This is a genomic window from Serratia sp. CY38905, assembly GCF_052168875.1.
GTDB lineage: Bacteria > Pseudomonadota > Gammaproteobacteria > Enterobacterales > Enterobacteriaceae > Serratia > Serratia sarumanii.
The window spans coordinates 667,378-689,742 of sequence record NZ_JBJNLV010000001.1; the positions used below are offsets into that span (position 1 = coordinate 667,378).

At 62.2% G+C, this 22,365-nt stretch carries 20 protein-coding genes; 6 read left to right on the forward strand and 14 right to left on the reverse strand.

The annotated features are described in order from the left end of the window. Nucleotides 1–75 precede the first annotated feature (75 nt). The 3 genes from cdd to sanA all read left to right on the forward strand — a co-directional run bounded on the left by cdd (nucleotide 76) and on the right by sanA (nucleotide 3,792). A complete protein-coding gene (gene cdd, locus ACJ8MK_RS03375; protein ID WP_049233460.1) occupies nucleotides 76–960 on the forward strand; it encodes a cytidine deaminase in 885 nt (294 codons plus the stop codon). Between the two features lie 221 nt (nucleotides 961–1,181). Then, nucleotides 1,182–2,879 carry an NAD-dependent malic enzyme gene (locus ACJ8MK_RS03380; protein WP_033637726.1) on the forward strand — a complete coding sequence of 566 codons (1,698 nt, stop codon included), beginning with the start codon at nucleotides 1,182–1,184 and terminating at the stop codon, nucleotides 2,877–2,879. Nucleotides 2,880–3,048: 169 nt separating this feature from the next. Next, the gene (gene sanA / locus ACJ8MK_RS03385; RefSeq protein ID WP_039566829.1) at nucleotides 3,049–3,792 is read left to right on the forward strand and encodes an outer membrane permeability protein SanA; all 744 of its coding nucleotides are present in this window, start codon (nucleotides 3,049–3,051) and stop codon (nucleotides 3,790–3,792) included. Nucleotides 3,793–3,858: 66 nt separating this feature from the next. Here the strand turns inward: sanA and mglC are convergent, their stop codons facing one another. The 7 genes from mglC to ACJ8MK_RS03420 form a co-directional block, all read right to left on the reverse strand. Next, nucleotides 3,859–4,869: a galactose/methyl galactoside ABC transporter permease MglC gene (gene mglC / locus ACJ8MK_RS03390; protein WP_004938953.1), complete on the reverse strand. Its 1,011-nt coding sequence runs from the start codon at nucleotides 4,867–4,869 to the stop codon at nucleotides 3,859–3,861. Nucleotides 4,870–4,880: 11 nt separating this feature from the next. Beyond that, nucleotides 4,881–6,389 (reverse strand): galactose/methyl galactoside ABC transporter ATP-binding protein MglA, encoded by a 1,509-nt coding sequence (gene mglA, locus ACJ8MK_RS03395; RefSeq protein WP_033637724.1) that lies wholly within the window; start codon nucleotides 6,387–6,389, stop codon nucleotides 4,881–4,883. 99 nt (nucleotides 6,390–6,488) lie between these two features. Further along, on the reverse strand, nucleotides 6,489–7,481 hold the full coding sequence (gene mglB, locus ACJ8MK_RS03400; RefSeq protein WP_039566832.1) for a galactose/glucose ABC transporter substrate-binding protein MglB: 993 nt from the start codon (nucleotides 7,479–7,481) through the stop codon (nucleotides 6,489–6,491). Nucleotides 7,482–7,745: 264 nt separating this feature from the next. After that, complete coding sequence (galS, locus tag ACJ8MK_RS03405; RefSeq protein ID WP_033646782.1) at nucleotides 7,746–8,783, reverse strand: HTH-type transcriptional regulator GalS; 1,038 nt, start codon at nucleotides 8,781–8,783, stop codon at nucleotides 7,746–7,748. A gap of 127 nt (nucleotides 8,784–8,910) precedes the next feature. Continuing rightward, nucleotides 8,911–10,083 (reverse strand): DUF418 domain-containing protein YeiB, encoded by a 1,173-nt coding sequence (gene yeiB, locus ACJ8MK_RS03410; protein WP_060421502.1) that lies wholly within the window; start codon nucleotides 10,081–10,083, stop codon nucleotides 8,911–8,913. Nucleotides 10,084–10,162: 79 nt separating this feature from the next. Further along, entirely contained in the window at nucleotides 10,163–10,828 is a 666-nt protein-coding gene (gene folE, locus ACJ8MK_RS03415; protein WP_004938969.1) for a GTP cyclohydrolase I FolE, read from the reverse strand. Nucleotides 10,829–11,072: 244 nt separating this feature from the next. Further along, nucleotides 11,073–12,230, reverse strand: a complete 1,158-nt coding sequence (locus ACJ8MK_RS03420) for a YbfB/YjiJ family MFS transporter (protein ID WP_033654978.1) — start codon at nucleotides 12,228–12,230, stop codon at nucleotides 11,073–11,075. A gap of 105 nt (nucleotides 12,231–12,335) precedes the next feature. Here ACJ8MK_RS03420 and ptrR point away from each other — a divergent pair, with 105 nt between their 5' ends. The 3 genes from ptrR to fghA are packed head-to-tail and all read left to right on the forward strand — an operon-like array spanning nucleotide 12,336 to nucleotide 15,267. After that, nucleotides 12,336–13,256: a putrescine utilization regulator PtrR gene (gene ptrR / locus ACJ8MK_RS03425; protein ID WP_033654969.1), complete on the forward strand. Its 921-nt coding sequence runs from the start codon at nucleotides 12,336–12,338 to the stop codon at nucleotides 13,254–13,256. A 29-nt stretch (nucleotides 13,257–13,285) separates the two neighbouring features. Then, complete coding sequence (locus ACJ8MK_RS03430; protein WP_033637718.1) at nucleotides 13,286–14,410, forward strand: S-(hydroxymethyl)glutathione dehydrogenase/class III alcohol dehydrogenase; 1,125 nt, start codon at nucleotides 13,286–13,288, stop codon at nucleotides 14,408–14,410. 14 nt (nucleotides 14,411–14,424) lie between these two features. Continuing rightward, nucleotides 14,425–15,267, forward strand: a complete 843-nt coding sequence (gene fghA / locus ACJ8MK_RS03435) for an S-formylglutathione hydrolase (protein WP_041034184.1) — start codon at nucleotides 14,425–14,427, stop codon at nucleotides 15,265–15,267. Nucleotides 15,268–15,306: 39 nt separating this feature from the next. Here fghA and ACJ8MK_RS03440 read toward each other — a convergent pair whose 3' ends face one another. From ACJ8MK_RS03440 to ACJ8MK_RS03470, 7 genes are all read right to left on the reverse strand, one after another. After that, nucleotides 15,307–15,621: a CcdB family protein gene (locus ACJ8MK_RS03440; RefSeq protein WP_019454426.1), complete on the reverse strand. Its 315-nt coding sequence runs from the start codon at nucleotides 15,619–15,621 to the stop codon at nucleotides 15,307–15,309. Between the two features lie 2 nt (nucleotides 15,622–15,623). After that, nucleotides 15,624–15,860, reverse strand: coding sequence for a type II toxin-antitoxin system CcdA family antitoxin (locus tag ACJ8MK_RS03445; protein WP_039566839.1), 237 nt, complete (start codon nucleotides 15,858–15,860; stop codon nucleotides 15,624–15,626). 106 nt (nucleotides 15,861–15,966) lie between these two features. Then, on the reverse strand, nucleotides 15,967–16,875 hold the full coding sequence (gene gsiD / locus ACJ8MK_RS03450; RefSeq protein ID WP_442517498.1) for a glutathione ABC transporter permease GsiD: 909 nt from the start codon (nucleotides 16,873–16,875) through the stop codon (nucleotides 15,967–15,969). A 9-nt stretch (nucleotides 16,876–16,884) separates the two neighbouring features. After that, nucleotides 16,885–17,805, reverse strand: a complete 921-nt coding sequence (gene gsiC, locus ACJ8MK_RS03455; RefSeq protein WP_038880960.1) for a glutathione ABC transporter permease GsiC — start codon at nucleotides 17,803–17,805, stop codon at nucleotides 16,885–16,887. Between the two features lie 52 nt (nucleotides 17,806–17,857). Continuing rightward, a complete protein-coding gene (gene gsiB / locus ACJ8MK_RS03460; protein ID WP_033646792.1) occupies nucleotides 17,858–19,393 on the reverse strand; it encodes a glutathione ABC transporter substrate-binding protein GsiB in 1,536 nt (511 codons plus the stop codon). A gap of 23 nt (nucleotides 19,394–19,416) precedes the next feature. Further along, the gene (locus tag ACJ8MK_RS03465) at nucleotides 19,417–21,294 is read right to left on the reverse strand and encodes a dipeptide ABC transporter ATP-binding protein (protein ID WP_253337095.1); all 1,878 of its coding nucleotides are present in this window, start codon (nucleotides 21,292–21,294) and stop codon (nucleotides 19,417–19,419) included. Nucleotides 21,295–21,313: 19 nt separating this feature from the next. Next, the gene (locus ACJ8MK_RS03470; RefSeq protein WP_033654974.1) at nucleotides 21,314–22,270 is read right to left on the reverse strand and encodes an isoaspartyl peptidase/L-asparaginase family protein; all 957 of its coding nucleotides are present in this window, start codon (nucleotides 22,268–22,270) and stop codon (nucleotides 21,314–21,316) included. Between the last annotated feature and the right edge of the window lie 95 nt (nucleotides 22,271–22,365).

Below are 22,365 nucleotides of genomic sequence, written 5' to 3' on the forward strand. Positions count from 1 at the left end.
AAGAGATATTAATCACACTTTAATGTCTCTGGCCTGCCTAGAATGTTATCCCGTTAACCTGTAGAGAGACTTTCTATGCATCCGCGTTTTCACACCGCGTTCAGCGCACTGCCCGCGACACTGCAATCCGCCCTGCAGCCCTATCTGGACGCGCCTGACTTTCCGGCGATGTTCACGGCCGAGCAAGCGGCGGCGATCCGCACAGGCTGCGGGCTGGACGATGATGCGCTGGCATTCGCGCTGCTGCCGCTGGCGGCGGCCTGCTCGTTAACCCCGATATCGCACTTCCACGTCGGCGCCATCGCGCGCGGGCAAAGCGGCAACCTCTATTTCGGCGCCAATATGGAATTCAGCGGCGCGCCGCTGCAGCAATCCGTGCATGCGGAACAGAGTGCGGTAACGCACGCCTGGCTGCGCGGCGAAAAAGCGCTGGCCTCGGTCACCGTCAACTACACGCCGTGCGGCCATTGCCGCCAGTTTATGAATGAACTGAACAGCGGCGGCGAGCTGCAGATCCGTCTGCCGGGCCGCGCGCCGGCCACGCTGGCGGACTATCTGCCGGACGCCTTCGGCCCGAAAGATCTGGATGTCGCCTCGCTGCTGATGGACGAGGTCGATCATGGCCATCAGCTGGCGCTGAACGATGCGCTGGCACAAGCGGCGCTGGCGGCAGCCAACCGAAGCCACGCGCCGTACAGCAACGCCCACAGCGGCGTGGCGCTGGAAACGGCGGACGGCATCATCTACGCCGGCCGCTATGCGGAAAACGCCGCCTTCAACCCGAGCCTGCCGCCGCTGCAGGCCGCGCTGATCCTGCTGAACCTCTCCGGCGGCGACTGCCTGAACATCCGCCGCGCCGTGCTGGCCGAACCGCAGGAGGCGATCATCAGCCAATGGGACGCCACCCGCGTCACCCTGGCGGCGCTGGGCTGCCAAAACGTCAGCCGCGCCGCGTTCTAAGCGCTCAACGGCGGAGCCATCCGGTTCCGCCGCTAACAGCCCCGCCCGCCAAATACAATGCCCCGACGCCGCCGGAGACACTTTCTTTAGTTAAAAAATCATTTGATTGTCGATAATTACGCCAACCTGGTTCATCATCTGGCAACAAATGCTGTACATCTGCTCTTTATCTCTTAGGATCGTCGGCAATAAAGTTATCTGATACGTGAAGAGTAAAACTGATGGAACTAGAATACGAAAGCAAACGCCCGCTCTACATCCCTTACGCCGGCCCGATTCTGCTGGAATTTCCGCTGCTGAACAAAGGCAGCGCTTTCACCGAGGAAGAACGTAGCCACTTCAACCTGCACGGCCTGCTGCCGGAAGCGGTGGAAACCATCGAAGAACAGGTGGAACGCGCCTACCGTCAGTATCAGGATTTCAAGAACGATAACGACAAGCACATCTACCTGCGCAACATCCAGGACACCAACGAAACCCTGTTCTACCGCCTGCTGGACTCGCACCTGAGCGAGATGATGCCGATCATCTACACCCCGACCGTCGGCGAGGCCTGCGAGCACTTCTCCGATATCTATCGCCGCGCGCGCGGGCTGTTCATCTCCTATCCAAACCGCGATCGCATCGATGACATGCTGCAAAACGCCACCAAGCAGAACGTCAAGGTGATCGTGGTCACCGACGGCGAGCGCATTCTCGGCCTGGGCGATCAGGGCATCGGCGGCATGGGCATTCCTATCGGCAAGCTGTCGCTGTACACCGCCTGCGGCGGCATCAGCCCGGCCTACACCCTGCCGGTAGTGCTGGACGTCGGCACCAACAACCCGCAGCGCCTCAACGATCCGCTGTACATGGGCTGGCGCCATCCGCGCATCTCCGGCGAGGAGTACCACGCCTTCGTCGAAGAGTTTATTCAGGCGGTCAAACGCCGCTGGCCGAACGTGCTGCTGCAGTTCGAAGACTTCGCGCAGAACAACGCCACCCCGCTGTTGAATCGCTACCGCGATGAGATCTGCTGCTTCAACGATGACATCCAGGGCACCGCCGCGGTGACCCTCGGCAGCCTGATCGCCGCCAGCCGCGCCGCCGGCAGCCAGCTGCGCGATCAGACCGTCACCTTCCTCGGCGCCGGTTCCGCCGGCTGCGGCATCGCCGAGCAGATCATCGCGCAGATGAAGTCCGAAGGGTTGAGCGAAGACGAAGCGCGCGCCCGCGTGTTCATGGTCGACCGCTTCGGCCTGCTGACCGACAAACTGCCGAACCTGCTCGACTTCCAGAGCAAGCTGGTGCAGAAGAGCGACAACCTGGCCGGCTGGGAAACCGCCAGCGACGCCATCTCGCTGCTGGACGTGGTGCGCAACGCCAAGCCGACCATTCTGATCGGCGTGTCCGGCCAGCCGGGGCTGTTTACCGAAGAGCTGATCCGCGAGATGCACAAGCACTGTGAACGCCCTATCGTGATGCCGCTGTCCAACCCGACCTCGCGCGTGGAAGCCCGTCCGGAAGACATCATCAACTGGACCGACGGCGCCGCCCTGGTGGCGACCGGCAGCCCGTTCGCGCCGGTGAGCTATAAAGATCAGCTGTACCCGATCGCCCAGTGCAACAACTCCTATATCTTCCCCGGGATCGGCCTCGGCGTGCTGGCCTCCGGCGCCACCCGCGTCACCGACGCCATGCTGATGGCCGCCAGCCGCGCGCTGGCGGACTGCTCGCCGCTGGCCACCGACGGCCACGGCGCACTGCTGCCGAATATCGACGATATTCAGGGCGTGTCGAAGTGCATCGCCATGGAAGTGGGTAAAGCCGCGCAGCTGCAGGGCGTGGCGATCGTCACCTCCGAAGATGCGCTGTCGAAAGCCATCGAACACAACTTCTGGCGGCCGCAGTACCGCAGCTACAAGCGCACCTCGTTCTGAATGGCGCGCTGAAATGACCCAGCCCGGCTCCGCCGGGCTTTTTTGTGCGGCAAAAACGCCGAAAAATGCGGCGGCGCGCGTGCTTCAGGCGGTTCGCGTCTTGCGTAGGTCGGTCAGGTAAAGTAGCCTTGATCCATCTTTTTCAGCCCGGCGCGCGTAAGGCAACAACATGTGGAAACGCCTGATCATCAGCCTGTTCATCATCATTGCGGTGTTGATGGGTTCGGCTATTGCGCTCGATCGCTGGATCAGCTGGAAAACCGCGCCTTACGTCTACGACGAACTGCAGGCATTGCCGCACCGCCAGGTCGGCGTGGTGCTCGGCACCGCCAAGTATTACCGCACCGGGGTGATCAACCAGTACTACCGTTACCGCATTCAGGGGGCGATCAACGCCTATAACAGCGGCAAGGTGAAATACCTGCTGCTGAGCGGCGACAACGCCCAGCAAAGCTATAATGAGCCGATGACCATGCGCCGCGATCTGATCGCCGCCGGCGTGGCGCCGAGCGATATCGTGCTGGACTACGCCGGCTTCCGCACCCTGGACTCCATCGTGCGCACCCGCAAGGTGTTCGACACCAACGATTTCATCATCATCACCCAGCGCTTCCACTGCGAGCGCGCGCTGTTCATCGCCCTGCACATGGGCATTCAGGCGCAGTGCTACGCGGTGCCGTCGCCGAAAGACATGATGACGGTGCGCGCCCGCGAGATCTTCGCCCGCCTGGGCGCACTGACCGATCTCTATATCCTCAAGCGCGAACCGCGCTTCCTCGGCCCGCTGATCCCGATCTCCGCCATGCACACCGTGCCGGAAGACGCCCAGGGCTATCCCGCCGTTTCGCCGGAACAGTTGGTGGAGCTGGAGCACAAGCTGAAAGAAGAGAAGCAAAAAGCCAAACAGCCCTGACGCGGCAAACGCCCAACAGAAAGGCCGGCATATTTTGCCGGCCTTGTCGTCTGTACTGCGGTAAATCTACTTCTTCTTGGCGTATTTCAACGAGTCCAGCGCCACGGCGAAGATGATGATGCTGCCCTTGATGATGTACTGCCAGTACGGGTTGATGCCGATATAGGTCAGGCCGTAGTTGATGACGGTGAAGATGATCACCCCGGTCACCACGCCCCACACCGTACCCACCCCGCCGGCGAAGGAGACGCCCCCCACCACGCAGGCGGCGATGGCGTCCAGCTCGTACATAAAGCCGAGGTTATTGGTGGCGCTGCCGATGCGCCCCGCTTCCAGCAGGCCGCCGAAGGCGTAGAACACGCCGGACAGCGCATAGATCATGATCAGGTTCAGCGGCACGTTGACCCCGGACACCTTGGCCGCTTCCGGGTTGCCGCCGATGGCGAAAATGTTCTTGCCGAAGCGGGTCTTGGTCCACAGGATCCAGACGAATATGATGGCGATCAGCGCATAGAAGGTAATGTACGACAGCTTAAAGTCGCCGAAGCGCAAGAAGCCCTGGGCAAAGGTGGAGAACTTCGGATCGAAGCCCGCCACCGGCGAAGCGCCGACCGAGTCGTAATACAGCGAGTTGATGCCGTAGACGATGATCATGGTGCCCAGGGTGGTGATGAACGGCGTCACGTTGAGATAGGCGATAATCAGGCCGTTAACCAGGCCGATCACCGCGCCGACCGCACACACCAGCAGGATAACCAGGGGAATCGACCAGGTTTCCATGTGCGGGAACACCTTGTTGACGTTATCCATCGACTGCAGCAGCGTGGCCGCCACCACCGCCGCCAGCCCCACCTGCCGCCCGGCGGACAGGTCGGTGCCCTGGGTCACGATCAGCCCCGCCACGCCCAGCGCGATGATGATGCGCACCGAAGACTGCGTCAGGATGTTGCTCAGGTTCATCAGGCTGAGGAAGGTAGGATCCTGAATGATGATGATGGCCAACAGCACCAGCAACACCACGTAAATGCCGCCTTCCTTGAAATAGGTAAATAAGGTTTTTTTATTTAGCGCGTTCATAATTCCGATCCTTAAAGGTGCAGGGAGGCGAGACGTAAGATTTCATTTTGCGAGGTCTGTTTGGTGTTAACGATGCCCGCAACCTGACCATTGCTCATCACCAAAATACGGTCGGTGATCCCCAAAAGCTCCGGCATTTCGGACGAGACGATAATGATCCCCTTGCCCTTCTTCGCCAGTTCGGTCATCAGCTGATAAATCTCGAACTTGGCGCCCACGTCGATGCCGCGCGTCGGTTCATCCAGCATCAGGATCTCCGGCTGCGTCAGCAGCCAGCGGCCGATGATCACCTTCTGCTGATTGCCGCCGGACAGCGAGCCGATATGGGTGTGATGCCCCGGCGTTTTCACCCGCATGGCGTCGATCACCCACTGGGTGTCGCTCTTCATCCGCGCGTTATCCAGCAGGCCGAGCTTGTTTTTATAATTGCGGATATTGGAGATCAGCGAGTTGAAGCCCACGTCGAGGTAGGCGTAAATCCCGGTGGATCGGCGCTCTTCGGTCACCAGCGCAAAACCGTGGTTGATCGCTTCGTTGGCGCTATGGTTATCGATCGCTTTGCCGTGCAGCTTGATGGTGCCCGCCACCTTTTCGCGAATGCCGAACAGCGTCTCGACGATATCGGTGCGTTTGGCGCCCACCAGCCCGGCGATGCCGAGGATCTCGCCTTGATGCAGATCGAAGGACACATCGCGGATCGAGGGTTGACGCAGCGACGTCAGGTTTTTCACCTCGAGGATCACCTCACCCGGCGTGTTCTGCCTGTCGGGGAAGCGCTGGCTGAGCGAACGGCCGACCATCATGGCGATGATCTTGTCCATATCCAGCCCTTCCAGCGGTTGGGTGGCGATCCATTGCCCGTCGCGCAGCACCGTTATCTCGTCGCACAGCTGGAAGATCTCTTCCATCTTGTGCGAGATATAAACGATGCCGCAGCCGCGCTCTTTCAGCTTGCGGATAATGGTGAACAGGTGATTGACCTCTTTCTCCGTCAGCGAGGAGGTCGGTTCATCCATGATGACGATTTTGGCGTCGTAGGAAAATGCCTTGGCGATCTCGATCATCTGCATCTGCGACACCGACAGGTTGCCCACCTTTTCGCGCGGGTTGATGTCGATATCCAGCTCGTCGAAGATCGCCTGGGTGTCTTTGAGCATTTTTTCCTGATCGACGAACAGGCCTTTGGTCGGATAGCGCCCCAGCCACATGTTGTCCATCACGGTGCGCTGCAGCACCAGGTTCAGCTCCTGGTGCACCATGGAAACGCCGTGCTCCAGCGCTTCCTTCGAACTCTTGAAATCGATCTCCCGGCCCTGAAACACAATGCTGCCGCTGTCTTTTTTGTAAATGCCGAACAGGCATTTCAGCAACGTCGATTTACCCGCGCCGTTCTCCCCCATCAGGGCGTGAATCGAGTGCGGGCGGACGCGTAAATTGACATTGTCCAAGGCTTTGACGCCGGGAAATGACTTACAGATATCCGTCATTTCCAGCAGAAATTCGCGTGAGCTATCGGCCATAAATACACCTGGCTTAACTGTCTTGCAGTCGTAAACATCCCCGCCGGCGGTATTCCTGGTGTTGGCGCCGCAGGCGGGGTCTTAGCGGGATCTCAATTCTTATTTAACAAACTGAGACAGGTTGTCTTTATCTACGCCGACGTAAGGAATACGCACGACTTTATTTTCGATTTTATATTGGGTGCCTTCGGTGGCCGGTTTGCCCGCCGCCAGGTTCTTCGCCAGCTCGAAGGTGGCTTTCGCCTGGTTGTCGGCGTCGTTCAGCACCGTGCCCGCCATCGCGCCGGATTTCACCAGCGCCAGCGCCTCAGGCAAGGCATCGACGCCAAATACCGGGATAGTGGTCTTGTTATGCGCCTTCAGCGCTTCCACCGCGCCCATCGCCATGGCGTCGTTGTTGGCGATCACCACTTCAATCTTGTTGGCGTTCGGGCCGGAGAGCCAGGCGTCCATCTTGTCTTTCGCCTGCGCGGTATCCCACATCGCGGTATCCATCTGTAGCTGCTGGGTCTTGATGCCTTTCTCGTTCAGCGTTTTCACCACGTAGGTGGTGCGCGCTTCGGCATCCGGGTGGCCCGGCTCGCCTTTCAGCAGCACGAACTGGATCTGGCCGTCTTTGTTCAGATCCCAGGCCGGGTTGGCTTGCCAGTGTTTGGCGATCAGCTCGCCCTGGATCACGCCGGATTCTTTGGAGTCGGTGCCGACGTAATACGCCTTGTCATAGCTGTCCAACGCCTTGCGGGAAGGTTCTTTGTTGTAGAACACCACCGGGATATCGTTTGCGCGCGCCTTATCGATAACCACCGGCGCCGCGGCCGGGTCGACCAGGTTGATCGCCAGCGCTTTCACGCCCTTGGCCAGCAGCACGTCGATCTGATCGTTCTGCTTGGACTGGTCGTTCTGCGAGTCATTCATCAGCAGGGTGACGTCCGGTGAAGCCTTGGCGTCCTTCTCTATCGCCTTGCGCACCACCGACATGAAGTTGTCGTCGTACTTGTAAATCGTGACGCCAATACGGGTGTCAGCATGGGCTGCGGCGCCAAACATCATGGCTGCGGCCATGGCGGCCAGGGTGAAAACCTTCTTATTCATTGTCAGTCTCCGGTTCTGTGTAGGGTATTACTCGTCTTTGAGCCAATGGTCACCGGCAGTGCGCACACCCCAGGCCAGGCGATTTCCACTCAACACCTGCCGTCCGTGGATTTTGTTATTTCCGAGAAATGCTGTGTCAGCGCGAGATAAAGGTTGCAGCGGCAAGGGCCTTTGCGCCGGAAAACGCCTAGAGCATAGACGGCGTGATGTTAATATTCTGTGAATTTTCTCACAGATTGAAAACGGTTACACAAGATTAAATCGTCAGAGAGTGACCGTCGCCTCACTTTGCCAGGGGGCGACAGAATGGCGCCGCACCAGCGTCGGCATGAACAGATGAGCGGCCTGCGGCTCCGTCAGGCCTGCCGCGCCCTGCAACGCCAACTCGGTGGCCAGCGTGGCCATCGAGACGATCGGGTAGCGCACCGTGGTAAGCTTGGGGCTGGTGTAACGTGCGATGGGGATGTCGTCGAAGCCGATCAGCGAGAAATGCTGCGGCACCGTGATACCGTTTTCTTTCAGCACCGCCATGGCGCCGGCGGCCATGGCGTCGTTGTAGGCGAACACCGCGCTCAGCTGTAAGTTACGCCCCAGCAGCTCCACCATCGCCGCCTCGCCGCCCTGCAGATCCGGCGAACCGTAGGCGCGCCAGTTGTCGGGCGTGGCCAGCCCGGCGGCGGCCATCGCCTGCGCATAGCCCTGCTGGCGCAGCGGCCCGTCTTCGATCGGGTGATTGGAGCCCAGATAGCCGATGCGCCGATGGCCCTGCGACAGCAAAAGACGCATCGCCATTTCCGCGCCGCAGACGTTATCCAGCCCGACGCAGCGCGGCTCATAGCCGGGAATAATCCGGTTGATCAGCACCATGCCCGGCACCTGCTCCAGAAAGCCGATCAGCTCGGCGTCGCTCAGGGCTTTGGCGTGAACAATCAGGGCGTTACAGCGCTGGCGAATCAGCACTTCGATCGCGTGGCGCTCTTTGTCCGCCTGATGATAGCTGTTGCCGATCAGCAGGTATTTGTGGTGTTTCTGCGCCACCGTGTCTACCGCTTTCACCAGCGCGCCGAAGAACGGATCGGAGACGTCCATCACCACCACGCCCAGGGTATCGCTGCTTTGGGTCGCCAGCGCCTGCGCGTTGGCGTTGGGGCGATAGCCCAGCTCCGCCACCGCCTGCAGCACCTGCTCGCGCGTCTCCTTGCTGGTCAGCGCGCTGTGGTTCAGCACGCGGGAGACGGTCGCCACGGAGACCCCGGCGCGTTTCGCCACGTCGCGGATGGTGATCGGATGAACTGGAGGCATGCGGGATCCTGAAATCTGGGTAGTGGCCGGTGGCGCTATCCTACCCCGATTGGCCCGCTGCTCTGCGTGAATTACGTCACAGGAAAGAAAACGTTTACATACATTTTTTTAACCTGCCGGCAGGCGCTCACTTCAGCGTTTTGGGTTCCGCTTCGCCGGCGGCCAGCTGCGTCAGCTTGCGCCACAGCCACTCCATCGGCCCCTGTTCGAAATAACGCAGCCACAGTGCGGAAAACGCCAGGTTGGCCAGCCAGACCAGCGGCACGAACGCCAACAGCTGCAGCCGGTCGAACTGCTCATAGAGGCCAAAGCGATAAAACAGCGTGGTGCAGATCAGCGTTTGCAGCAGGTAGTTGCTCAACGCCATGCGCCCCACCAGGGTCAGCCAGTGGGCGATGCGCATGCGCGACAGCGCGGGCCAGAAACCGTAACACAGCGCCAGATAGCCCATCGCCTGCAGCGGGGCGCCCAGCTCGCGCGGCACCTGCAGCAGGAAACCGCTCCAGCGATAGTCCCAATGCACCTGCCATTGCAGCGCCACCGCCGGCAGCTGGATCAGCACCGAAAGCGGCAGCAGCCACGCCGCCTGCCGCAAATAATAACCGGAGGAATAACTGCCGCGCAGCCAGCCGCTGCGCATCAACCCGGCGCCGAACAGCATCAGCCCCGCCAGCTCCCAGCCATACTGCGCGCCGATGGCCAGCAGGCTGGACGAGAGCAGATCGGCGCGGCTGCGCCAGGCTTCGAAACCGCCCTGCAGCTTCCAGAACTTCTCGTACTGCAGCTCCGCCGCGCCCGGCTGCCAGAAGCTGCCCGGCTCACCGTGCGAGATAAAACCGAGCAACAGCAGCACCGCCACGCCGATCAAATACAGCACCACGCCGGTTTTCAGCAGTTGGAAGGTTTCTTTGGCTTCGCGGATCATGCGCCAGCACACCAGGCCGATCAGCCCGTAGGCCAGCAGAATGTCGCCGTCCCACAGGAAGATGGCGTGCGCAAGGCCGAACAGCAGCAGCCACGACAGCCGCGCGCGGATCCAGCTTTTGCCGCGCCGCAGCAGCATTTGCAGCCCGGCGCCGAACAGCAGCGCGAACATCGCCAGGAACTTGGCCTGGGCGAACAGATCGAGCAGCGCCCAGGTCCAGGCGTCGCGCGATGACGGCATGCCCAAATAGGCCGGGTTGAGGTAGGCGGCCTTCGGCAAGCCGAAGGCGCTGATGTTCAGCAATAAAATGCCGAGGATGGCGATGCCGCGCACGCAGTCCAGCGTGGCGATGCGCGGCAGAGGATGACTGTTCATTTTTTATCGCTGTCTTCCGCTCATGAAAAAGGCGCCCGCAGGCGCCTGTTGTCGTCGTGCGGGTCGCCCCGCAACGCCATCACCCCTGGTGATGACGCACCGCGCGCAGGAACTCCTGGCGGGTATTCTGGCTGGACTTGAACAGCCCCCCCAACGAAGTGGTGGTGGTGGCGCTGGTCGCGTCGCGGATGCCGCGCGCCTTGACACAATAATGGACCGCATCGATCGATACCGCCACGTTATTGGTGCCGAGCAGGGTCTGCAGCGCCACCAGGATCTGCTGGGTCAGGCGCTCTTGCACCTGCGGACGCTGGGAGAAGAACTGCACGATGCGGTTGATCTTCGACAGGCCGATCACCGAGTCTTTCGGGATATAGGCCACGGTGGCCTTGCCGTCGATGGTCACGAAGTGGTGTTCGCAGGTGCTGGTCAGCGTGATATCGCGCACCGTCACCATCTCATCCACCTTCATCTTGTTCTCGATAACGGTGATTTTCGGGAAGTTGGCGTAGTCCAGCCCGGAGAAGATCTCGTCGACATACATTTTGGCGATGCGATGTGGCGTCTCCGCCAGGCTGTCATCGGACAGATCGAGGTTCAGCAGCTGCATGATTTCGGTCATGTGCTCTTTGATGCGGCGCTTGCGCGTTTCGCGATCCAGCACTTCCCCGCGCAGCGGCGTCTCCAGACCACGCTCTTCCAGCGCCGCATGCACCAGCGCGGCTTCTTTACTTAATGATGTCATGTATTTGTTCTCCTGCGGACGGAACCCGCCGGCGGCCTGGTAGGGCGTGCGGCCGGCGAATTGCTTGCTCTCGTGACGGCAGAGTTTTCGTGGTGGATAACGTGAACCCGGTCAAGATTTTGCCCCCACTGTAGATGAGAGCGCGGCGATTATCCAGTGATTGTGCTTCATCCGCAGGTGAAATATTCGCATTTAGCACAATCAGGCCGGCTGCGGGATTCCACGCTTTTTGTATGGATTTCAATCACCGCATCGCCGTTTTTTGCGCCAACCGCCGCGCCGGGGTATTCACCACCAGCGCACCGGCCACCAACAGCGCCGCCACCGCCACGTACAGCGCCGGCTCCAGCCGATGGGTCAAGGCGGTCGACAGCGCCGACAGCATCGGCCCGACCAGTTGGCCGATCGCATAACCGGTGGTCAGCAATCCGGCCATGTAACGCGCATGGCGCGGCGCCAGTTCACGGCCGTGCTGAAGGGCGAGCTGCACCACGCAGAGGAAGCCGCCGCCGGTCAGCAACGCCCCGAGCGCCAGGCCGGCCACGCCCGGCACCACTTCGGCGCTCAGCACGCCCAGCGCCTGTATCCACAGCGTGATCGCCAACCGGGTCTGGGTAGTGAGCCGATGGCGGGTCAAAATGCCGATAACGATCCCCAGCACCGCCGCGCCGCCGAACACCGGCCAGACGAACTGCGCGAACAGGCTGCCGGGAAAACGCGCCGCCGCCATCTGCGACAAGAACGTCGCCGGCAGGATGTAGCCGAACCCGGCCAGGCTGTAGCTCCACACCAGGCGTTTGAGCGCCGGCGTCAGCAGCAGCGGCTCCGGGGCCACGTCCGGGCGATGCAGCTCGCCGCTGCGCGGCAGAAAGGCGCTAATCGCCCCCACCAACGCCAGCGCCGGCACGCCATACACCAGCCAGGCCTGCGCCGCCGTCAGCCCCAGCGTGTTGATGCCCACCGCCAGCATGCCGCTGAGGAAGATACCGGCGCCCGGCCCGGCGAACACCGCCGCGCTCAGCGCCGGCCGGCCGTAGTGCGCCAACCGCTCATTGGTCCAGGCCGCCACCAGCACCATCGCCCAGCCGCTGGCCCAGCCGATGACGAAGCGCAGCGCGCCGTGCGTCCATTCATCCTGCGCCAGCGCCGACAGCAGCGTCAGCGCCACCGCGCCCCACACGCCAAGCCACAGGCGCCGCTCGACGTGGCGCGTGGCGCGCATCGCGTCGTAGGCGCCGCACAGATAGCCCAAATAGTTGATCGCCGCCACCAGCCCGGCACCGGTCAGGGTGAACTGATGTTCCGCGATCATCAGCGGCACCTGGGGGGTGAAAGCGAAGCGGCCAATGCCCATCGCAACGATCAGCGCGGCAAAACCGCTCAAGGCAATACGTAAAGCCATATCGGCATCCAAAAGGTTAAAAGAAAGTTGCCAGTATCATGCCGCAGTATTAAACTCACAAAAACTGAATAATACTAATCAAGTTCATCACGAAACGAGAATATTATGGATCTGACCCAGCTTCGCATGTTCTGCTGCGTAGCGGAAACCGGCTCGGTCGCCCGCGCCGCCGAGCAGCTGCACCGCGTGCCGTCGAATTTGACCACCCGGCTGCGACAGCTCGAGCAGGAGCTGGGCGCCGATCTGTTTATCCGCGAAAAACAGCGCCTGCGCCTGTCGCCGATGGGCCATAACTTTCTGTGCTACGCCAACCGCATCCTGGCGCTGAGCGACGAGGCGATGAGCATCACCCACGCCGGCGAACCGGCGGGCAACTTCGCCCTCGGCTCGATGGAGAGCACCGCCGCCACCCGCCTGCCCTCGCTGCTGGCGGCTTACCACCAGCGCTTCTCGCAGGTTTCGCTGTCGCTGACCACCGGCACCTCCGGCGAAATCGCCGATCGGGTGCGCGCCGGCACGCTGGCCGCGGCGCTGGTCGACGGCCCGGTGCCCTATGACGAGTTGAACGGCTGTATCGCCTATCCTGAACATATGGTGGTGATCTCCTGTCTCGATCACGCGCCGATCCACAGCGCCAAAGACGCCAACGGCGAAACGCTGTTCGCCTTTCGCGCCAGCTGCTCCTACCGCCTGCGGCTGGAGGCCTGGTTCAAGCGCGAAGGCGCGCGGCCGGGGCAGATTATGGAGATCCAGTCCTATCACGCCATGCTGGCCTGCGTCGCCAGCGGCGCCGGGCTGGCGATGATCCCGCATTCGGTGCTCAGCCTGCTGCCGGGCCATGAGCGGGTCCGGGTTCACCCCCTGCCGCCGGACGTGGCCGACACCGCCACCTGGCTGCTGTGGCGCCGCGACGCGTTCGGCCCGAACGTGCGCGCGCTGAAAGAGTTGATTATTGAACAGACGGAAACCGCCGCTGTTGATGAAAGCACCCCCAACGATTTATCAGACGTTGTCGATATCGCCTGATTTAAAAGAAAACCACTGAGGAGACTATGATGGAGATGATCAAAACCCGCGCCGCCGTTGCCTGGGGCCCGAACCAGCCGCTGAAGATCGAAGAAGTCGAGCTGATGCCACCGCAAAAAGGCGAAGTGCTGGTGCGGATCGTCGCCACCGGCGTTTGTCACACCGACGCCTACACCCTGTCCGGCAAAGATCCGGAAGGCGTGTTCCCGGCGATCCTCGGCCACGAGGGCGGCGGCGTGGTGGAAGCGGTCGGTGAAGGCGTCACCAGCGTGGCGGTCGGCGATCACGTGATCCCGCTCTACACCCCGGAGTGCGGCGAGTGCAAATTCTGTAAATCCGGCAAAACCAACCTGTGCCAGGCGATCCGCGCCACCCAGGGCAAAGGGCTGATGCCGGACGGCACCACCCGCTTCTTCAAAGATGGCAAGCCGATCTTCCACTACATGGGCACGTCCACCTTCTCCGAGTACACCGTGGTGCCGGAAATCTCACTGGCGAAAATCAACAAGGAAGCGCCGCTGGAAGAAGTGTGCCTGCTGGGCTGCGGCGTGACCACCGGCATGGGCGCGGTGATGAACACCGCCAAAGTGCAGCCGGGCGACACCGTGGCAATCTTCGGCCTGGGCGGCATCGGCCTGTCGGCGATCATCGGCGCGCAGATGGCCGGCGCGGGCCGCATCATCGGCATCGACATCAACACCAGCAAGTTCGATCTGGCGCGCAAACTGGGCGCTACCGATCTGATCAACCCGAAAGACTATGACAAGCCGATTCAGGACGTGATCGTCGAGCTGACCGACGGCGGCGTCGACTTCTCCTTCGAGTGCATCGGCAACGTCAACGTGATGCGTTCCGCGCTGGAGTGCTGCCACAAGGGCTGGGGCGAATCGGTGATCATCGGCGTCGCGGGCGCTGGCGAAGAGATCTCGACCCGTCCGTTCCAGCTGGTCACCGGCCGCGTCTGGCGCGGTTCGGCGTTCGGCGGCGTCAAGGGCCGTTCGCAGCTGCCGGGCATCGTCGAACGCTATCTGGACGGTGAATTCGCGCTGAACGACTTTATCACCCATACCATGGGGCTGGAGCAGATCAACGAAGCGTTCGATTTGATGCACGAAGGCAAATCGATCCGTTCCGTCATCCACTTCGACCAATAAGCCAGGAGGCAGAGATGACGTTGTCATTGGAACTTCTCGAAGAGCACCGCATGTTCGGCGGCTGGCAGCAGCGCTATCGCCACGCGGCGCAGAGCCTGAATTGCAACATGACATTCAGCATCTACCTGCCGCCGCCGCGCGATGACAACCCGCCGCCGGTGCTGTACTGGCTGTCGGGGCTGACCTGCAACGACGAGAACTTCACGTTGAAAGCCGGCGCGCAGCGCATCGCCGCCGAGCTGGGCCTGGTGCTGGTGATGCCGGACACCAGCCCGCGTGGCGACGAAGTGCCGAACGACGAAGGCTACGATCTGGGCCAGGGCGCCGGGTTCTACCTGAACGCCACCCAGGCGCCGTGGGATCGCCACTTCCGCATGTACGACTACATCAGCGCCGAACTGCCGGCGCTGATCGAACAGCACTTCAGCGTCAGCGGTCGTCAGTCGATCTTCGGCCACTCGATGGGCGGCCACGGCGCGCTGATGATGGCGTTTCGCAATCCGCAGCGCTTCCGCTCGGTATCGGCGTTCGCGCCGATCGTTAACCCGTGCCAGGTGCCGTGGGGCCGCAAGGCGTTCACCGCCTATCTGGGCAGCGACGAAAGCCAGTGGCTGCAGTACGACAGCTGCCATCTGCTGGCCAGCGGCGCGGAAAAAATGCCGGTCCTTATCGACCAGGGCGACGACGACCAGTTCCTGGCCGACCAGCTGCAGCCGGCGCGGTTGGCGGAGCTGGCGCGCCAGCGCGACTGGCCGCTGACGCTGCGCATTCAGCCGGGGTACGATCACAGCTACTTCACCATCGCCACCTTCGTGGAAGATCACCTGCGCTTCCACGCCGAGCACCTGTTCCGCTGATAAAAAAATCCGGGCGGTTATTAAAGCGCCCGGATTTCTTCAAATACCGTCAAGAAGAAAGTCGATGGCGGCTTTTATCCTGGTCCGATACTGGGAAACATCACAAAACTCGGCCCCCAAAGCCCGAACCGGGATGCTGGCCATTTCATATGTCATCACGGCGTACTCGTTGTCATCAATCAATCTGATCAACGGGATCAAGCGTTCCGGTCGCGTACTCCCAGGGTATTTTTCAACGGGCAACAAAGGGATCACAACTCGACGATTTAATTGCCCAATGATATCGCTCGTCACATCAAGCAGCAGGGGATAAACCGCGCTGTTCCCCCTATTCGCATACACCGTAAATTGCATCGCTAAAACGTCCTGTATTCGTCGCTAAAGCAACCATGCTCATCATTAAATCGGTTAAGCGCTTCAAGCGCCTCTCGGTTTTCTTCCTGCCATTTTATCCTCTCATGCTGACGTAACTCAGCATCTAAAGCAGCAGTTAGCGTCGCGCTGAGATTAATCCCCGCCTCACGCGCACGGCTCAACAAACTGCGTTCCACCGTCATGGTCACACTTTGCGTCGTTCGTTGTTTTACTGGCATCGGCACCTCTCTCACTCATTTTCGTGCAAACAACACGGTTTATTGAACGATAGTAGCATTGAGACGTCATTTGAGCCCGTTCAAATATGCGCCATACGTTAAAGCATCATCCCTTCAGCTTAGGATCGAGCGCGTCGCGCAGTCCGTCGCCCAACAGGTTGAACGCCAGCACGGTAATGAATATCGCCAGACTGGGGAAGATCGCCACGTGCGGCGCGATCACCATATCGGCGCGCGCCTCGTTGAGCATCGCCCCCCACTCCGGCGTCGGCGGCTGGGCGCCCAGGCCCAGAAACGACAGGCTGGCGGCGGTGATGATCGAGGTGCCGATGCGCAGGGTAAAATAGACCACGATCGAAGACAGAGTGCCCGGCAGAATGTGCCGCAGGATGATGGTCCAGTCCGAGGCGCCGATGCTGCGCGCCGATTCGATATAGGTCAGGTGCTTCAGCACCAGCGTATTGCCGCGCACCAGGCGGGCGAAGGCCGGAATGCTGAAGATCGCCACCGCGACGATCACGTTGGCCATGCCGCTGCCCATGATCGCCACCACGCCGATCGCCAGCAGAATACCGGGAAACGCGAACAGCACGTCGCAGACGCGCATGATGAGGCGATCCCACCAGCCCTCATAGTAGCCGGCCAGCAGCCCCAGCAGGGTGCCGATCGCCCCGCCCGCCAGCACCGAGAACACCCCGGCCGCCAGCGAAATGCGCGTGCCCATCAGGATGCGGCTGAAGATATCGCGCCCGAGAGAATCCACGCCCAGCCAGTGCATCAGCGAAGGCCCCTCGTTCAGCCGATCGTAATCGAAATAGTTTTCCGCATCGAACGGTGCCAGATAAGGCGCCAGCAGCGCCGCCGCAATCAGCAGCAGCACCAACAGACCGGCGACCAGCGCCGCCCGCTGGCGGCGAAAACGCCGCCAAAACTCGCTCCACGGCGTGCGTACCGCGTTGGGATCGATAAGCGGCATCGCCTTCAGTGCGGCGTTGCGCCGCCAATGCTTAATCATGCCGCGTCCTCATTGATAACGAATCGCCGGGTTGATCGCCGCGTACAGCATATCCACCAGCAGGTTGATCAGGATGAATTCCAGCGAGAACAGCAGCACCTCGGCCTGGATCACCGGGTAATCGCGCATCTCCACCGAGTCCACCAGCAACCGCCCCAATCCCGGCCAGTTGAACACCTTCTCCACCACGATCGAACCGCCGAGCAGGAAGCCGAACTGCAGCCCCATCATGGTCACCACCGGGATCATCGCGTTGCGCAGGCCGTGTTTCATCACCACCACGCTTTCCCGCACGCCCTTGGCGCGCGCGGTGCGCATGTAGTCTTCCTGCAGCACCTCGACGAACGAAGCGCGGGTGAAACGCGCCATCACCGCTGCCACCGCCGCCCCCAGGGTGATCGAAGGCAGAATGTAGTGTCGCCAGCTGTCGGCGCCCACCGTCGGCAGCCACCCCAGTTCGACCGAGAACACCTGCATCAGCAGCATGCCGAGCGCAAAGGCCGGGAACGAGATCCCCGACACCGCCAGCGTCATGCCGAGGCGATCCGGCCAGCGGTTGCGCCACACCGCCGACACCACGCCGATCGCCAGGCCGAACGCCACCGCCCACAGCATGCTGGTGACGGTCAGCCAAAAGGTCGGCATAAAGCGCGAGGCAATCTCTTCGCTCACCGGGCGCTTGGACACCATCGAGATGCCGAAGTCGCCCCGCAGCGCGTTGACGAAGAAGTGTGCGAACTGCTGCGGCAGCGGCTTATCCAGCCCCAAATCCTTGCGCACCAGCTGCACCACCGCCTCGTCGGCCTCCGGCCCCGCCGCCAGCCGCGCCGGATCGCCCGGCAGCAGGTGGACGAACAGGAACACCAGCACCGCCACGATCAGCAGCGTCGGGATCAGACCCAGCAGTCGTTTCAGAAAATAATTGAGCATCTCATTCCTTCCCCCGCCCGCCGACGCTTGGCCGCAGGCGGGGATGGGCGCCTTATTTCAGATCGGCGTTATCAAAGTTGAACGAGGTATCCGGCATCACGTAGAAACCGCTCAGCTGTTTGCTGTTGGCCGACAACAGACGTTCGGTCGCCAGGAAGATCCAGGGCGCATCGGCCCAAATGCGATCCTGCGCGTCCTGATACAGCTTCTGCTTCTCGGCGCGATCGGTGGTCGCCAGCGCGTCGGTCAGATCCTTATCCACCTGCGGGTTGCTGTAGAACGCGGTGTTGAACTGCTTCGGCGGCGCCGCCTGGGTGGAGAACAGCGGCGACAGCGCCCAGTCCGCTTCCCCGGTCGAGGCCGACCAGCCGGTGTAGAACAGCCGCACGCCGGTGTCCTTCACCCCGACGCTCTCCACCTGCGCCGCACGCTGCCCGGCATCCATCGCCGTCACCGTCACTTTCACCCCCACCTGCGCCAGCTGCTGCTGGGTGAACTGCAGCACCTTCTGCGCGGTGCTGTGGTTGTGGGAAGACCACAGCGTGGTGGTGAAGCCGTTCGGGTAGCCGGCCTCTTTCAGCAGCTCGCGCGCCTTGGCCGGATCGTACGGCCACGGCTTATAGCGGGCGGCGAAGTCAATGGCCGGCGGCACCGGCCCTTCCGCCGGCACCGCGTAGCCGGCGAACGCCACTTTGATCAGCGCGTCCTTGTTGATGGCATAGTTCAGCGCCTGGCGCACCTTCGGGTTGTCGAACGGCTTCTGAGTGACGTTCATGCTGATGTAACGCTGCAGGATCGACGGCGCGGCCACCACGTCCAGCTTGGCGTTGCCTTCCAGCACCTTGGCCTGCTCGTAAGGGATCGGGAAGGCGAAGGTCGCCTCGCCGGTTTGCAGCATCGCCGCGCGGGTGTTGTTATCCACCACCGGGCGCCAGGTGATGCTGTCGAGCTTCGGCAGCCCCGGCTGCCAGTAGCCGTCGAACTTCTTCACCTTGACGAAATCGGTCTGGTTCCAGGTGACGAATTGATACGGCCCGGTGCCGACCGGGTGGAAACCGATCTCCTTGCCGTATTGCTTCAGCGCCGCCGGCGAGATGATCGCCGCCGCCGGGTGCGCCAGGTTGTTGACGAACGCCGAGAACGGCGCTTTCAGCACGATCTTCACCGTATTGGCGTCCACCGCTTCGGTTTTGTCGATCATCTTGAACAGGTTGTAGCGCTTGAGGTGGCTGTCCGGGTTGCTGGCGCGATCGAGGTTTACCTTCACCGCCTCGGCGTTGAACGCGGTACCGTCGTGGAATTTAATCCCCTGGTGCAGTTTGACGGTGTAGGTCAGGCCGTCTTTGCTGACCTCATAGCTGTCCGCCAGCACGTTCACCAGCTTCATGTCCTTGTCGAAGCCGAACAGCCCCTGATAGAAAGACTTGGCCACCGCCTGCGACAGCGTATCGTTGGCGTCGTAAGGATCGAGGGTGGTGAAGTTGGAGGCCACGGCGATCACCGCGTCCTTCGCCGCCCAGACCGGGCCGGTTCCCGCCGCCAGCAGTACGGCGGCCAACAGCGCATTGCGTTTGAATGTGTGCTTCATGTCGCTTGTCTCTCCTGAGGTCTTTAAAAAGCACCGGCGATCGGGTGGCGGGCGACAAAGTGCCCGGCGCCAACCTGCACCAGCGGTGCGGTAACGGGTTCATCGCCCAGCGCGCGCACCGGGCTCGGGATCTCATCGGCCGGCAGCGGCTGCCGTTTGTGGGCGTGGGCGGGATCGGCCACCGGCACCGCAGCCATCAATTTGCGGGTGTAAGGGTGCTGCGGATTGTCGAACACCGCCTGCCGTGGGCCGATCTCGACGATCTGCCCGAGGTACATCACCGCCACCCGGTGGCTGATGCGCTCCACCACCGCCATGTCGTGTGAAATAAACAGAAAAGCGATGCCGAACTCGCGCTGCAGGTCGAGCAGCAGATTGACGATCTGCGCCTGAATCGACACGTCCAGCGCCGACACCGCCTCGTCGGCGATCACCACTTTCGGGTTCAGCGCCAGCGCGCGCGCGATGCAGATGCGCTGGCGCTGGCCGCCGGAAAATTCGTGCGGGTAGCGGCGCGCATGCTCCGGCAGCAGGCCGACGCGCTCCAGCAGCCAGGCCACCCGTTGCTCCGCCTCGCGGCCGCGCATCACGTTGTGCACCAGCAGCGGCTCCATGATGGAAAAACCGACCGTCAGACGCGGATCAAGCGAAGCGTATGGATCCTGAAAAATGAACTGAATATCGCGCCGCAGGTGCTGCAGGGCCGGCCCCTTCAACTGATCTATCCGCCGCCCGGCGAAGGTGATGGTGCCGCTCTGGCTGTCCACCAGCTTCAGCAAAGAGCGCCCGGTGGTGGACTTGCCGCAGCCGGACTCGCCCACCAGCCCCAGTGTCTCGCCGGGGTAAAGATCGAAACTGACGTTTTCCACTGCGTGCACCCGGCGAGTGACCCGATTGAACAACCCGCCGCGCAGATCAAAGCGCGTAACCAGATGCTCCACCTGCAGGATCGGCGCGGCACCGGGCGGCACGGTATCCTGCGGCGCCGTATCCCCCTCGCCGCCCGGCAACGGAAACTTCGCCGGCAACGGCCGATCGGCCATCGCCCCCAGCTTCGGCACCGCCGCCAACAGCGCCCGGGTATAGGCCTGCTGCGGCGCGGCAAACAGCTCGCGCACCCGATTTTGTTCCACCTGCTCGCCGCGGCGCATCACCAGCACCCGATCGGCTATCTCCGCCACCACGCCCATGTCGTGAGTAATGAAGATCACCCCCATCTGCATCTCCCGTTGCAGCACGCGGATCAGCTGCAGGATCTGCGCCTGAATGGTGACGTCGAGGGCGGTGGTGGGTTCATCGGCGATCAGCAGCGCCGGCTTGCAGGAGAGCGCCATGGCGATCATCACCCGCTGGCGCATGCCGCCGGAAAGCTGGTGCGGGTAGCGCCCCAGCACCTCTTTGGCCTCCGGAATACGCACCAGATCGAGCATGCGCAGCGCCTCCTGGCGCGCGCTGCGGCGATCCATGCCCTGATGCAGGCGCAGCGATTCGGCGATCTGCTCGCCGACCGGAAATACCGGGTTGAGCGAGGTCATCGGCTCCTGGAAGATCATCGCCATGTCGGCGCCGCGCACCGTGCGCAGCGTGCTCTGCGAGGCCTGCGCCAGATCGAGCAGCGCGCCGTCGCGCCGGCGCAGCGTCATGGCGCCGCTGACGATGCGCCCGCCGCCCTGCTCCACCAACCGCATTAGCCCCAGCGAAGTGACCGATTTGCCGGAGCCGGACTCACCGACGATCGCCAGCGTCTCTCCGCGATCGAGATCGAACGACAGGTTGCGCACCGCTTCTACGGCGCCGTCCGGTTGAGGAAAGCTGATGCTCAGATCGCGCACCGTCAGCACCCGCTGCGGCGGCAATGACGGCCCGCCGCTGGCGGCGGGTCGAAGTAAAACGTCGGTCATGCACCCTCCCGGTGAACGCTTAGCGGTAAATCCCGACGGACGGCGCATCGCCGACATAGCCAAAACCGCGATACATCCCCTCGCAGTTGAACGGCAGCGCGATATTGCCGTGGCGATCGACGGCGATCATGCCGCCGCTGCCACCGAGGGCCGGCAGCTTCTCCATCACCACCCGATCGCTGGCCGCCTGCAGGCTCAGATCGCCGTATTCGATCAGGGCGGAGACGTCATAGGCCGCCACGCCGCGCATGAAGATTTCGCCGGTGCCGGTGCTGGAAACCGCCACGGTGGCGTTGTTGGCATAGCAGCCGGCGCCGATAATCGGCGTGTCGCCTACCCGCCCGGCCTGCTTGTTGGTCATACCGCCGGTCGAAGTGGCGGCGGCGAGGTTGCCCAGCGCATCCAGCGCCACCGCGCCGACGGTGCCGAATTTGCGATCGGGATCGAGCGGATCGCCGGCCTGCGCCGCGCCGTCGTGATCGAGCAATACCCGGCCCTGCTCCGCCTGGGCGCGGTGCAGCTGATCGAAACGTTCTTGGGTAAAGAAGAAGTCAGGGGTAACCATTTCCAGGCCGTGGGCGGCGGCAAACTTCTCGGCGCCTTCGGCGGCAAACAGCACGTGTTCGCTGTTTTCCAGCACCGCGCGCGCCGCCAGCACCGGGTTGCGGATGCGGCTGACGCCGGCGACGGCGCCGGCATCGCAGGTGCGGCCGTCCATCACGCAGGCGTCCAGTTCGTGAGTGCCCTGATGGGTAAACACCGAGCCTTTGCCGGCGTTGAACAGCGGGCACTCTTCGAGCAGCCGCACCGCTTCGGTCACCGCGTCCAGCGCGCTGCCGCCCTGGGCCAGTATCGCCTGCCCGGCGGTCACGATCTCGGACAGCGCCTGGATATACTGCCGTTCTTTTTCCGCACTCAGCGCCGCCCGGGTAATTGCGCCCGCGCCGCCATGAATGGCAATCACTGGTTTGCTCATTTGCCTGACACCCTGTGTTAATCCCGCCGTTGCGCAGCGAATAAGCTGAGCGCGGTATCATTATTATTCAGTCTTTTTCGACTCTATTTAGTCCT

What these genes read in the sequence shown, in the direction of transcription:
- ACJ8MK_RS03380 (WP_033637726.1), top strand. Translation starts at nt 1,182, where the DNA reads ATGGAACTAGAATACGAAAGCAAACGCCCGCTCTACATCCCTTACGCC.
- mglC (WP_004938953.1), bottom strand. Translation starts at nt 4,869, where the DNA reads ATGAACGCGCTAAATAAAAAAACCTTATTTACCTATTTCAAGGAAGGC.
- ACJ8MK_RS03465 (WP_253337095.1), bottom strand. Translation starts at nt 21,294, where the DNA reads ATGACCGACGTTTTACTTCGACCCGCCGCCAGCGGCGGGCCGTCATTG.
- folE (WP_004938969.1), bottom strand. Translation starts at nt 10,828, where the DNA reads ATGACATCATTAAGTAAAGAAGCCGCGCTGGTGCATGCGGCGCTGGAA.
- mglA (WP_033637724.1), bottom strand. Translation starts at nt 6,389, where the DNA reads ATGGCCGATAGCTCACGCGAATTTCTGCTGGAAATGACGGATATCTGT.
- fghA (WP_041034184.1), top strand. Translation starts at nt 14,425, where the DNA reads ATGACGTTGTCATTGGAACTTCTCGAAGAGCACCGCATGTTCGGCGGC.
- gsiC (WP_038880960.1), bottom strand. Translation starts at nt 17,805, where the DNA reads ATGCTCAATTATTTTCTGAAACGACTGCTGGGTCTGATCCCGACGCTG.
- ACJ8MK_RS03420 (WP_033654978.1), bottom strand. Translation starts at nt 12,230, where the DNA reads ATGGCTTTACGTATTGCCTTGAGCGGTTTTGCCGCGCTGATCGTTGCG.
- cdd (WP_049233460.1), top strand. Translation starts at nt 76, where the DNA reads ATGCATCCGCGTTTTCACACCGCGTTCAGCGCACTGCCCGCGACACTG.
- yeiB (WP_060421502.1), bottom strand. Translation starts at nt 10,083, where the DNA reads ATGAACAGTCATCCTCTGCCGCGCATCGCCACGCTGGACTGCGTGCGC.
- ACJ8MK_RS03430 (WP_033637718.1), top strand. Translation starts at nt 13,286, where the DNA reads ATGGAGATGATCAAAACCCGCGCCGCCGTTGCCTGGGGCCCGAACCAG.
- ACJ8MK_RS03440 (WP_019454426.1), bottom strand. Translation starts at nt 15,621, where the DNA reads ATGCAATTTACGGTGTATGCGAATAGGGGGAACAGCGCGGTTTATCCC.
- gsiB (WP_033646792.1), bottom strand. Translation starts at nt 19,393, where the DNA reads ATGAAGCACACATTCAAACGCAATGCGCTGTTGGCCGCCGTACTGCTG.
- galS (WP_033646782.1), bottom strand. Translation starts at nt 8,783, where the DNA reads ATGCCTCCAGTTCATCCGATCACCATCCGCGACGTGGCGAAACGCGCC.
- sanA (WP_039566829.1), top strand. Translation starts at nt 3,049, where the DNA reads ATGTGGAAACGCCTGATCATCAGCCTGTTCATCATCATTGCGGTGTTG.
- ACJ8MK_RS03470 (WP_033654974.1), bottom strand. Translation starts at nt 22,270, where the DNA reads ATGAGCAAACCAGTGATTGCCATTCATGGCGGCGCGGGCGCAATTACC.
- ptrR (WP_033654969.1), top strand. Translation starts at nt 12,336, where the DNA reads ATGGATCTGACCCAGCTTCGCATGTTCTGCTGCGTAGCGGAAACCGGC.
- ACJ8MK_RS03445 (WP_039566839.1), bottom strand. Translation starts at nt 15,860, where the DNA reads ATGCCAGTAAAACAACGAACGACGCAAAGTGTGACCATGACGGTGGAA.
- mglB (WP_039566832.1), bottom strand. Translation starts at nt 7,481, where the DNA reads ATGAATAAGAAGGTTTTCACCCTGGCCGCCATGGCCGCAGCCATGATG.
- gsiD (WP_442517498.1), bottom strand. Translation starts at nt 16,875, where the DNA reads ATGATTAAGCATTGGCGGCGCAACGCCGCACTGAAGGCGATGCCGCTT.